The sequence below is a fragment of the Campylobacter sp. RM9331 genome (assembly GCF_020137685.1).
Classification (GTDB): Bacteria; Campylobacterota; Campylobacteria; order Campylobacterales; family Campylobacteraceae; genus Campylobacter_E.
On record NZ_JACGBA010000024.1, the window covers coordinates 19,757 to 32,532 of the forward strand.

The 12,776-nt window shown below is 27.2% G+C and carries 11 protein-coding genes; 2 read left to right on the forward strand and 9 right to left on the reverse strand.

The features are described from left to right. Window positions 1-230 precede the first annotated feature (230 nt). From AVBRAN9331_RS08775 to AVBRAN9331_RS08785, 3 genes are all read right to left on the reverse strand, one after another. Entirely contained in the window at window positions 231-1,499 is a 1,269-nt protein-coding gene (locus tag AVBRAN9331_RS08775; RefSeq protein WP_214117675.1) for a citrate transporter, read from the reverse strand. Window positions 1,500-1,541: 42 nt separating this feature from the next. Continuing rightward, a complete protein-coding gene (locus AVBRAN9331_RS08780; protein ID WP_336612837.1) occupies window positions 1,542-2,516 on the reverse strand; it encodes an asparaginase in 975 nt (324 codons plus the stop codon). Between the two features lie 773 nt (window positions 2,517-3,289). Next, window positions 3,290-3,883 carry a restriction endonuclease gene (locus AVBRAN9331_RS08785; RefSeq protein ID WP_336612838.1) on the reverse strand — a complete coding sequence of 198 codons (594 nt, stop codon included), beginning with the start codon at window positions 3,881-3,883 and terminating at the stop codon, window positions 3,290-3,292. 97 nt (window positions 3,884-3,980) lie between these two features. Between AVBRAN9331_RS08785 and AVBRAN9331_RS08790 the strand changes: the two genes are divergently transcribed. After that, window positions 3,981-5,837 (forward strand): DUF1561 family protein, encoded by a 1,857-nt coding sequence (locus AVBRAN9331_RS08790; RefSeq protein WP_336612839.1) that lies wholly within the window; start codon window positions 3,981-3,983, stop codon window positions 5,835-5,837. Between the two features lie 76 nt (window positions 5,838-5,913). On the opposite strand, the gene AVBRAN9331_RS08795 is transcribed toward AVBRAN9331_RS08790, so the two are convergent. The 6 genes from AVBRAN9331_RS08795 to AVBRAN9331_RS08820 form a co-directional block, all read right to left on the reverse strand. After that, window positions 5,914-6,057 (reverse strand): hypothetical protein, encoded by a 144-nt coding sequence (locus tag AVBRAN9331_RS08795; RefSeq protein ID WP_214117680.1) that lies wholly within the window; start codon window positions 6,055-6,057, stop codon window positions 5,914-5,916. Window positions 6,058-6,247: 190 nt separating this feature from the next. Continuing rightward, window positions 6,248-8,434, reverse strand: a complete 2,187-nt coding sequence (locus AVBRAN9331_RS08800; protein ID WP_336612840.1) for a BspA family leucine-rich repeat surface protein — start codon at window positions 8,432-8,434, stop codon at window positions 6,248-6,250. A 30-nt stretch (window positions 8,435-8,464) separates the two neighbouring features. Further along, the gene (locus tag AVBRAN9331_RS08805; protein WP_336612841.1) at window positions 8,465-8,665 is read right to left on the reverse strand and encodes a hypothetical protein; all 201 of its coding nucleotides are present in this window, start codon (window positions 8,663-8,665) and stop codon (window positions 8,465-8,467) included. 53 nt (window positions 8,666-8,718) lie between these two features. Next, window positions 8,719-9,978, reverse strand: coding sequence for a GTPase (locus AVBRAN9331_RS08810; protein WP_214120522.1), 1,260 nt, complete (start codon window positions 9,976-9,978; stop codon window positions 8,719-8,721). 2 nt (window positions 9,979-9,980) lie between these two features. Further along, window positions 9,981-11,108 (reverse strand): GTPase, encoded by a 1,128-nt coding sequence (locus AVBRAN9331_RS08815; protein WP_214120521.1) that lies wholly within the window; start codon window positions 11,106-11,108, stop codon window positions 9,981-9,983. After that, window positions 11,109-11,408 (reverse strand): YkgJ family cysteine cluster protein, encoded by a 300-nt coding sequence (locus tag AVBRAN9331_RS08820; RefSeq protein WP_214120520.1) that lies wholly within the window; start codon window positions 11,406-11,408, stop codon window positions 11,109-11,111. Between the two features lie 394 nt (window positions 11,409-11,802). Between AVBRAN9331_RS08820 and AVBRAN9331_RS08825 the strand changes: the two genes are divergently transcribed. Further along, window positions 11,803-12,552 (forward strand): Fic family protein, encoded by a 750-nt coding sequence (locus tag AVBRAN9331_RS08825; protein ID WP_336612842.1) that lies wholly within the window; start codon window positions 11,803-11,805, stop codon window positions 12,550-12,552. Window positions 12,553-12,776 lie beyond the last annotated feature (224 nt).

The following is a 12,776-nucleotide window of genomic DNA, read 5'->3' on the forward strand; positions in this document are numbered from 1 at the left end:
TCATAATGATAAATTCTAACGTTTAAATAAATTATATTTAAACTTTTTAGAATTTATTTCTTATATTTTCAAAGAATTTGAAATAGTAATTTCAAATAATAATTTAAACTAAACAACTAAAAAATATAAAATAAAAAGTTTTGTTAATTACATCTATAAATCTTTATAAATTCTATATCTAAATAATGTATTTAGGGTTTAAATTCAATAGAATTTAAACCCCTTTTTTCTTAAAATTTAATTATAAATGAAAGTACTAAAAGTAAGCCTAATGCAATAAGTTGAGATGGTCTTTGAAACCTATTGGCATCTTTTAAATTAGAACCTTCCACAATAGGTATAACAGTAGATAATGCTGCAATAGGACCACCTGTTAAAAAATACTGCGCAATTGATGCACCGCCAGCAGCAACTAAAGCAAGTGCGAAAGTATAAGGACAACTACTCATAGTAGCTTGTAAAAATGGTAAAACTATAGCCGAGCTTGCACCATAACTTTGTGTAATAAATCCAGCTACAACAGCTACTACAAACATTGCTTGAACAGGGGCGATTTTTAAAATAGGTTCAAAAACATCTGCAATAATTTTTGCTAATCCTATTTCTTTAATAGTAGCACTCATAAACAAAAATGTTATAGTTGCAACAAGTGGGATTGCGATTTTACCAACGCCATCTATCATTTGTTTTTCAGCACTAAAAATATTCATTTTTGCTAAAATGATAGTCAAAACACTAGCAAAAACACCGAGTAAAAATATAGGATAGCCAAAAATAAAGCCAGCAAAAAGTGCTATAAAAGGTAAAAATACCACGAAAGTATTATATTTACTTTTCTGTTCTTCTAGTTCTTTAATGGCTTGATTTAATTTATCTTTATCTATACTAATAGAATATTTTTTTCTATAAATTTTAGACCTAATAGCAGAACAAATAATCAAAAACACGGCAATTGCAATACCAAAAATATTTATAAGACCAAATCCAATGTTAGTAGCTCCAATAATAGCAACCTGTGTTGGGTGAGTAAAGCCACCAAAATTGCCTAAATGTCCTGCGTGAGCGTGAATAGCTGCTGAATGATTTGGATTCATTCCTAATAAAACCGATGGCTTTGCAGTTACAACTGCAGTTACAGATGGTTGAGTAAAACCTGTAAGCATTCCAATTACACCTGCACCAATAGCACTAGCTGCTGCAATTCCTTCTCCGCCACCAATTTTTCTACCAATTTTAATAATTAATTTTATAATATCATCCATAAAACCGCTTGCTTGCATAGTTCCTATAAACATTAAAATACCAGTCATATCTAAAATCACAGGATTAAGTCCTGATAATAATAATTTGTTTAAAGTAAGTTCTCTTATATCAAGCATAGCAACTAAAACACTAATTGTAGTGCCAATAAGTGCTGTTAAATAAAGCGGTGTTTTTCCAATTACCATCAAAATTAGCGTAATGCTCATAATAATTTGAGCAACAATAATATAATTCATAATCCATCCTTTATATGTTTATCTCAACTATAAATAATAAAATTAAAAATATTTATAGTAATTTTCAAATTCTTGTTTGATTTCATTATTTGAAAAACCATTAGATAAAAGCATTGTTAAAAACAATCTTGCTTTTAAACTATCAAAAAAACTCCCCATAATAAAGCCACTTTTTTGCATATCCATCTCGCTTCCTTCATAAGCATATGTTTTATAAGCACTCATTCCACTTCCTGTACGAGTTGTGATGATGCAAGGAATTTTTAAGTTTAATTCTTTTAATTTTCTAGCCGCAGTAAACGATACATGTCCTGCTCCAAAACCATCAATTACCAAACCATCAAAACCTGATAAATTATTTAAAAACATACTATCACCATCAAGGCAAGTAGGGATTATTGCTACATTTTTATTTAAACTATTAGGCGTTTTATAAATCTTATTTTTATAAATTGGACTTATATAAATTACATCTTTTTCATAAATATAACCTATATTTCCACCATTAATAGATACAAAAGTTTCAAGTGAAAAAGAATTGCTTTTGTGTATAAATCTAGGTTGATAAATAGTATGATTAAACACACAAAGAACCCCGCGATTTAAGGAATTTGTATTGCTTGCTACTAAAATTGCTTGATATAAATTACTAGCCCCATCGGCTCCTATTTCACTAGGATTTTTCATAGCACCAGTAATTACTAAAGGAGCTGCTTCATCCCAAAATAAACTAAGCAAAAATGCACTTTCTTCAAGAGTGTCAGTTCCTTGAGTGACAACAACTCCAGTTGAGCCATTTTTAATCTCTTCTTTTGCTGTTTTTAACACTTCTAATAAATTATCATAATTTAAAGATGGGCTAGGAAGAGATAAAATCGTTTTTGCTTCTATTTTTATATCTTCGCTTAACCCTATGCTTTCAACCAACATTTTTGCATCTAATTTAGGATTTACCCCACCACTACTATCTTTTAGCATACAAATAGTTCCGCCAATACCTAATACACTTATTTTCATAAATACCCCCTAAAATAAAATGTATAAGTATTATAAAAATATAGCTTTAAATAAAGCATAATTTAGCCTTATAATATGTCAAATAATTGCTCTAATTTCTAAGATTATAAATTAATCAAAAACTTTTTATTTTTTAGTTTAAATTAATTATAAAATTTAATAATTTGAAAATCTTTTTGAGTGTTTTGAAGTATCGTTTTCTATCTTAAAATAAACAAACATAATAATCATATCAGTTACATTGCTAACATTCCAGCTGTTTATACCACTAAAGTCTTTTTTGTATATTTAAAAAGTGTGCCAATATCAGCAATAGCGCTTGTATCTATATCACCTAAGCTTATACTCAAATCATTTACTAATACTTGTAATTCTTCTTTTGTTTTAGTGTTGTATTTAATATAGATTATTTTGTTTTGAGTGTTTATATTTAATAACTAAACAAAATAATAAGATAAAAAATGATATGAAAATTTTTTCATTCGTATACCTAATAATATAGTCTAAATGTATGGATTATGTCTTGCTTATCTTAAGGCTATAATTAATACAAAGGTTAAATCTTGATAATTTTCTTATGGAATTTAAAACAAGAATTTCAATTTATTGCTAAGCAAAATTTTTTAATTTATATATTCGCCGATTTTTATTAGTAGTGTATAAATTTCCTTGATAAATACCAAAACAACCATATATAAAATAGCTACTTTTATTGATTTTACTAAAATTACAATTTACAAAATAACACCTAAAACTATTTTGTAATTTTCATACTATTCTTCAATATTTAAATACTCTATTAAATCCTTATAATTATTTAAATAATATTCAGCACTTGCTCTTGGCTCACTTGAACTTATAAAAACTTTTTTAATAGTTTTATTTTTAAGCATTTTTTCATTCTCATTAACAAAAACAGCACAATCACCTAAAAATTTCCTTAGCAAATCTTGACCTATTTGGCTTTTGTGATTTTTGCACTGAATTAATACACACTCATTTTCTTTATAACAAACCAAATCTATCCCGCCATCATTTTTACCATTTATAAAGCCGTGTGGAAAGACCTTGTAGCCTTGCTCTTCGTAATACTTTTTAATTTTTAATTCATATAATCTGCCCTTTTTTTCATTTTCGCTTTCTGCTTTGTAGATTATAGATTTTGTTATTTTGTGATAATTTGGCATTTTTTTACTTAAAATTTCACTAAATTTATACTTATTAACAACTTTCAAAATCGCTTCATCAAGCTCTTTTTCATAAGCTTTTAAAATATCTTCATAATTAGAATTTAATTCTTCTTGTTTTTTAAATTCTATGCTATTTTTGATAGCAAAATATCTTTTTTTAGCATTATTATCACTCATTTTTGCTCCTTAATTTTCACAACTATTAAAAAATATTTGAAATTTAGAATAAATATTATTATAAATTAATATAATCACAAATCTTAAGGGGGAAATTATGAAAAAACTTATATTAATATTATTTTACCTTTCTACAATATTTGCAAATAGCGTCCCGCAAACTCCAGCCAACACAATACAAGATAAACATTTAATCATAAAAGCTCACGATAATAAAACTTTTTGTCTAGCTCCAAGACAAGTGCATGATAGGGTCATAATCGGTATGCTAGATTGCAAACAAGCAGTAGATACGAGATATGATTTATACAAAAGACTTGCTTTTAAATATAAAGACAATTGGCTATGTGCAAGTCTTAGCGATAGGTTTAAAAGCGGACAAACCAAACAAGATTTCTTTGAATTAAAACCTTGTGTTTTAAACGATAAATCTCAATGGTTTAGCATAAAAGATACCTTTAGCTTGCCAGCTTACATTGATGTAGAAGTAAAAGAAAGCGAATATAATTTACTAGCTACAAAAAACAAAAACGCTAATAAAATAACCATAGATAATGACGAAATGAAGCAGTGGCTACAAGCAGTTCCACCGCCTATTAATTACGCTCTTAAAACTTCTATATATTTTCGTTCAAAATCAAATAATAAATTAGAACTATTTTATATTACAAAAAATGGAGCTTCAAAAACACCATTTAATTTTTATTACGATATTACAAGTGGTAAAATAGCTCTTTTTAACCCTAGCAGTGGGACTTTTGAGTGCCTTGAAACTAATCTTAGCAATCAAGACGCTAGTTTTTTAAAGTTTTCTAAATGTAATTTTTACGGATTTGAAAATAGATTTTATTGGAATTTAAATTTATTTGAAAATTCTTATATATTAGATATTAATAAAAATATTTTAGATGTTTCAAGGGGCAGTGAATTAGGAAAATTATTTATAAGTGATATAAATTATTATAAAACCCATTTATCTCCTAGCGTTTTATTAGATGGTAAATTATCATTTGACTTTAGCGTCTATGAATTACGGAATTTTAACGCAAGAAATTTAGGGCTTTTCTCTAGCCATTGTGGTGCAGAAAGAAGAACAAAACGAGAAGTTATATCAAATAGCTTAGCTAATTTTGACCCTTTACAAGCAAATTGGAAAGCACGATTATTAAGCATTGCAAGGACTACTGATAGTAGCACTGATGCTAGTGGGATTTGCGGAATTTGTATGCTACATACTTATGAGATAGTTTCTTTACTAACTCAAGTATATCCACATAGTCCTATATTAAATTATAGTTCTACTGGATATTTATTTGATTATATGGACAATGTATCTCCATTTACTACATTTGCTAGAAGAAACCCTGCGATGTATAATTTAATGGGTGAAGCACTTGAGTTATGGGGACAACAATTGGCTTTAGGTGAAGGACTATATTCAAGGGGTATTAGGGCGATTTGGGCTTTAACTAGCAGTATTTTGCCAAGACAAGAATGGAGCCTTAGCACTATCACAACTCAAGATAATTTAAGAGCTCAATTAAGGGGTATTTTAAATTCTTCTGCTGGTTCTTTATATATTGCATTAATGAGTTTAGATAATGGCAGAGCACACGCAGTTCCTATCATCATTACAAACAACGGAGCAGTAGTAATCCCAACAAATGCTCAAAATATAAGCGAAGAAGATTTTACAAGCTTCATATCACCTACACAAAATGAGCGTACTTTATTAAGAAACCTATCTGCTAATAATAGATACAACATACAAGCCATTAGCTTAATTGGTTTAGCTGGTAATAGAGATAATATATTTGAAGAATATTTAAATCAATTTGATTGCACTGGTGGTGGTGATTTTAGACGAGGAAATGGACATATACTAAATCCTAATCACGCTGATACTTGTGATAATGATAGATGTGATTTGATGGAGATTGAGCATAATTTTTAAGAATTTAAATCGCTAATTTTTGGCGATTTAAATCAAAATATTTTAGCTCTTTTAATATAAATTAATTGCTAAGAATTTAATCCTTAAATAACAACTCTACAACCTTTGCAATAATTGCTAAAAAAATTAAGAATATAAAAACTACAAGTAAAAGTCTAAAAACACCTAAGCCAAAAAATAAAAGTAAAGCTAAGATAAACAAAAGTCCTAAAATCCACATACAAACTCCTTTTTAATTTCGTATATCTTAGCAAAAGTAAAGTCCTGATTATGTCTATATAAAAAGATTTTAATAAATTTAAAATACAAATTTTGATTTACAACTTTATAGTTATTCTTTAAAATGCAGCGAAATTTTTGGAATTTAAAATAGGAATTTCAAATAAAATTCCTAATTCAAATTCTTAGACTTATTCGTTTTCTTCGCAAAATTTCTTATAAAACTCCGGCAAATGTTCTAAACTCTCACAATATTCAAACATACCACTCATATTTTCAACTTTTGAAGTATCAAGTTCTAAAGGCTGATTGAAATTTTCACAACCATAAAGCATACCTTCCATATTAATTACTTTTGAAGTATCAAGCTCTAAAGGCTGATTGAAATTTTCACAACCATAAAACATATTTTGCATATTTGTTACTTTTGAAGTATCAAAATTTAAAGATTGATTAAAATACTTACAATTAGAAAACATCTGGCACATATTAGTTACATTGCTAGTATCCCAAGTATTGATACCGCTAAAGTCTTTTCTTAAACTATAGTTAAAAAGCATACTCATATCAGTAATCAAACTCGTATCAACATCACTAAGATTAATTACATTAGAATAAACTAATTTTTGTAATTCTTCCTTATCTTCAGGTCTATATTTGCCATTAATCTTTTCAAAATAGTCATTTTCTAAAAGAAGCTTCATAGCAGGTTCGCAGTCATAAAAATATTCATACAAATCGTCCAAGTCAAAATCTTTAAAAGAACTTGAATTCATTTCATAGCAACCTTTAAATATATTCTCTGTACAATCTACATATCTTATATCAAAATCAAACACTTGATTTAATTTTTCACAACCCTCAAACATACAATACATAGATTCGACTTTTTTAATATCAAAGGCTAAAGGCTGATTAAAATTTATACAACCTTCAAACATATGGCTCATATCAGTTACATTGCTAGTATCAAAATTTAAAGGTTGATTAAAGCTAAAACAATCTGCAAACATATAGCTCATATCAGTTACATTGCTAGTATCAAAATTTAAAGGTTGATTAAAGCTAAAACAATCTGCAAACATATAGCTCATATTAATTACATTTGAAGTATCAAAGTTTACAGGTTGATTGAAATTTACACAACCAGCAAACATACCACTCATATCAGTTACATTTGAAGTATCAAAGTTTACAGGTTGATTGAAATTTACACAACCAGCAAACATATAACTCATATTTGTTACTTTTGAAGTATCAAAGTTTACAGGTTGATTGAAATTTACACAACCATAAAACATATAACTCATATTTGTTACTTTTGAAGTATCAAAGTTTACAGGTTGATTGAAATTTACACAACCATAAAACATATAACTCATATTAATTACATTTCTCGTATCAAAATTCAAATACTGATTGAAGTTTACACACCTAAAAAACATATAACCCATATCAGCTACATTTGAAGTATCAAAGTTTACAGGTTGATTGAAATTTACACAACCATAAAACATATAACTCATATTAATTACATTTCTCGTATCAAAATTCAAATACTGATTGAAGTTTACACACCTAAAAAACATATAACCCATATCAGTTACACTACTAGTATCCCAAGTGTTTATCCCGTTAAAGTCCTTTCTAGTGCTATTTGCAAATAATCCACTCATATCGGTAATCAAACTCGTATCAATATCATTTAAGCTAATTCCATCTATATAAGCCAAAGCTTTTAGCTCATATTTATTAGATGGTTGGTATTTATTAGCTACTTTTTTTATTAAATTATTTTTAAGTATATATTCTTGTACTCTATTTATATTGTAAGCTATTTTTATCATTAAGTCCTTATTTTTAATCATATTAATAAAATCAAATTTCTCACAACCATCAAACATATTGTTTATATAAACAACATTTGAAGTATCAAAATTTAGTGATTGATTGAAATTTTTACAATCTCTAAATATTTTACTCATATCAGTTACATTTCTCGTATCAAAATTTAAAGACTGATTGAAGTTTATACAACCTTCAAACATACTTTTCATATTTTCTACTTTTCTTGTATCAAAATTTAAAAGTTGATTAAAATTTTCACATTGAAAAAACATATTTTCCATACTAGTTACTTTTGAAGTATCAAAGTTTACAGGTTGATTGAAATTTACACAACCATAAAACATATAACTCATATCAGTTACATTGCTAGTATCCCACTCATTTATACCACTGAAGTCTTTTCTATTGCTCCAATGAAAAAGCCAACTCATATCAGTAATCAAGCTTGTATCAATATCACCTAGATATACACTCTCATCTCTTACTAGTTCGCATAATTCTATTCTTGTTCTTGGTTTATATTTTTTCATTATTTTCCTTTATATTAATAAAATAAATTTCTAATTTATTCCTTTTAGTTTTGCTAGTAATATTTCAAATTTATTTGCCTTTGAATACTCCCAATTAAAACTTGCTTTGCATTTAGGACACTTAATTGGTGCTAAATCATTTTCTGCAAAACAATCACTACTATAAATCCTAACTACGCTATATCCACAACTTTTGCAAGTATATTTACTAGGCTTTGGCGGTATTGGCATAATCTCTCCTTTTTAAGAATTTGAAAGTCATATTTCAAATTCTTTGATTTAAATTATTGTTTAGACTGCATAATAACTGCTTTAATATCTTCAACAAGCTTTTTTTCTCCGCTAAATTTTTCTTTAGAATTACTTGAAAGCTTGTTTAAATAATTTAATACCGATTCAACACCCCTAGCAATATCTGTGAGTCCTAGAAATTTTACAATAGAAGAATCGCTTAAATTTATATCTACGCTGGTAGTATTATTGTTTTGATTTATATTTGCATTTAACGGTATTTTTAAACTATTAAAATATTTTTTAAAGCTTTCTTTAGCATCATTATTTGTAAACATATTTGCAAAACTATCCCATAAGCCATATTCTTTAAAATGTAAAGTATCTTTTAATGCCTTTGTGTTTAAAGACTTACTTAGTGTTTGTTTAAGACCAAAAGTATCACTTAAAACATTGCAAAATGTAAAAATCTCATCAAGCTTTATAGAATACTCATTGGTCATATTGTTTTGCAATTTCTCTATTTCATCAATGATTTGAGACCTTACTTTTTCAAATTCTGCTTTTACTTCTGCCCTTGTAGTATCTAAAAAGCTAAAAAGTCTTGAAAAAAAGCCAATATTACTATCAATTGTTTTATTTAATCGTTCTTCATAATTATCTAAAGTTTTATTATAAGACACTACATATTTATGAGCAAAATCATAAGCAAATACAGTAGCTAAGTTTTCAAAAATCAAATCAATAACACCATTTATTACTTCTTCTTTGCCATATTTTTGAGTTTTTTGTCCGCCTCTTTTTTCTACTTCAATAGAACATACTTTATATAATCTTGTATCTTTTCCAAGCTCTTTTTTAATATGCTCTTCATATTCGTTAAATTCTTCAACACTTTTAATACTATCACAACCTGTGATGATAAAGTGAATATTAAATTTTAAAAGCTCTTTTAGTTGTTTAATTAATTCTATTTCTTGCTCTTCAATTCTTTTTGTATTGTATTTCAGACAATAAAAAACAACATGAAAAAACTCAGCTACATTATCGCTACTATTTTTGCTTTGTATATACGATTTAATATTTTTAATAATACTTTCAAAATCATCTTTATTTGATTCAAGCCCTTTACTATCAGTGACAATAAGCTTTAGCTTATCGTCAACTATCTTTTCATATTCTTCAAATTCTTGCGTAATAGGCTTGCCAATACCTGTAGGTGCTTTAGCTTCATCTAAAAGATAATTTATAAAAGAACTTTTACCATTACCAGTCTTGCCAATAACCAATACTCTAGCTTCTTGATATTGCATAATTACTCCTCGATTGGCTTTGTATTTTTAACTTGATTTTTAATATCACTCCAGCTTGTAGTATCTACATAATGCTTGATAGTGTTTAAAATTTCATCTACTGCTTCTTCTTGTGGTAAATTACCTGCTAAAATATTCTCATATTGGACTTTGCAATATTTTGAATAACCATAGCCCATTCCGTAAGTAATAACACCTGCTACACTAGCATTTATTGCACCACCTAAAATAGTGCCGGCACCAGGAATTAATTTAATTAAATTTCCTGCTAAAGCTTTCCCTAAATTACTCGCTAATGTTTCTGCAGCTAAACTTTTTAAAGTTGTTTTTGATATATCAACCCCATATATGCGCCCGATATGCACTAACATTGCCACCTGAGTAGGAGTAATTATCATAGTATCGCTCATAAAAGGTATAGGATTAGCTCCTGCAACAACACAACCTGCTGTATATCCAAGTATAATTTTTTCAGCTTCTACTTCTTTTAACCCAAGAGCTCTTTCCTGAGACGCCACAAAAGCCTTTCGTATATCATCATCTGCAATGCAATTGGCGCTATCCTTTAATAAATCATTTATATCTGTATCCTTATCAGGTAGCTTTGTGCTAACTGCATATATTTTTGTATTTAAGATTTTCTCATATTCTTTTTGAATACTTAAATTAGCATCATCTTCATCACATTGTGTCATTACTACAAAAATATTTTTATAGTTTTTCTTTAATAGTTTTACGATATTTAAATCCATATCTTCCACTCTTGTCTTACTTGCAGATATACAATACCAAATTACATGAATATTTCCTTCGCAATTATTTATCTTGCCACTTTCAAGCTCATTTTGAAAATCTTTAACTTTATTTACAAAACTATCTGCTTCGCCTGCTAATTCATAGCCTTCTGAATCGATAATATTTATAGTTTTGTTAAAATCTTTTCCTAAAAATACCTTAAAACCTCTAGTTTGTGGTTTATGATTGCTAACATTTGCTACTTTAGAGCCAAAAACATGATTTATTAGTGAGCTTTTGCCTGCACCTGTATGACCTAAAATCATAATATTTGCATATGAATTTGCCTTTTCAAACTTTGCTTTTTCTTCTGCGATAATTTGTTCTATACTCATTTAAAACTCCTTAATTAAATTAATTTTATATTTTTTATCTACTTTAAATTTATCTTGTAAAGCATTGCAGACTTTTATATTCTCGTTGTAATATTTAGCCTTACTCATATACTTTTTAAGAAACCTTTCGTAATATTCATCAACCCTACAAACCATAGGACGATTTTCATAAATCCTGCATGTATTATCATCTGCTAGGTGCATACAAACACCATTTAAATTAAATTCTTCTAGTTCTTTTACTCCGTTAATACTTTTGCAGCATAAGCCACATGCAGTGCATGGAAAATTATCTAACATTGCTAAGTTCCTTTGAATATAAATGAGAAGTTTTGAATAAAATTAATGAAGTTAAGTGATTTTAGTTTTTGTAAAATCCCCCCCCCATAAGAGAAAATATAGCTTTCATTTATTCTCCTTTCTTGTAATTTTTCGCATTATAGCATATGAGTTGTCAAAATTCTGTCCATATAAAAAATATTTAAAATATTATTAATAAAAATATTGATTTTAAAAGCTTAAACTAAAAACAAAATATTATACTAATTACTGCAAATAAAAAAATATTTTATCTTACTTTAACTATTTGTATTACATATTATTGTATTGACTATAATAAATTTCTAGGTTACAAAAATAAAAAGATGAATGTATTAAAATAAAATTATATAAATTAAAAAAGGGATTAATAAATATGAAAAATAAATTTCATATGAGCTTAGAATACAACATATGTTTAGCAAAAAGAAATATCGTAGATAATATCTATAAAAGTGCGAGACTTGAGGGAATTAATGTAACTTTTCCACAAGTAGAAGCCATTTATAACGGTGTAAATATAAGTAGCTTAAAGGTAGATGATATTGTAGCTATTAACAACCTTAAATACGCTTGGTCTGTTCTTTTTGATACTATAAATTATCCTGAAGTTGATTTTGCTTATATTTGTAAAATTAACAAGACTATAGGTGCAAATTTAATCTATCAATCAGGCTATATAAGGCAATTTGATGTGGCTATTGGCGGAACAACTTACAAACCTAAAATGCCACATAAAGAAGAAATTATAGAAGAATTAAACGAAATACAAAAAATCGCAAATGCTACACAAAGAGCAATAACATTAATGCTATATCTAATGAGAAGACAAATTTTTATTGATGGTAATAAAAGAACAGCTATTTTATGTGCTAATAAGGTTTTAATTAGTAACGGAGCAGGTTTAGTAAATATACCTGTTGAGCTTATTAGCGAGTTTAAAGAAAAATTAATTAAATATTATGAAACAAATGAAATGAAAGATATTATGGATTTTACTTATAAAAATTGTATTGATGGATTTAATAGCGTAGAGCCTAGTATTGAAGAAAAGCTTGAGAGTGAAAAAAATGATGAAATATTTAATCAATACATAGCAAAATCTTATAAAAATAAATTGTTTTAAAAAATATAAGCTTTATTTTAAAAGCTAATATTTATACTTTTAATCTATTTGATTAAAAACAAAATTACCTAATAATTAAATATATTGCTATTACGATAAGGGTAATGAATAGCTTTATGTTTTTATTGTTTTCCTTAAGTTTAGCTAAATAATTTAAAATTCTTAATCAAATGAGTTATAAAACTAATATTTAATTTAGCAGAGTAAAAAACACTTGCAAAAAC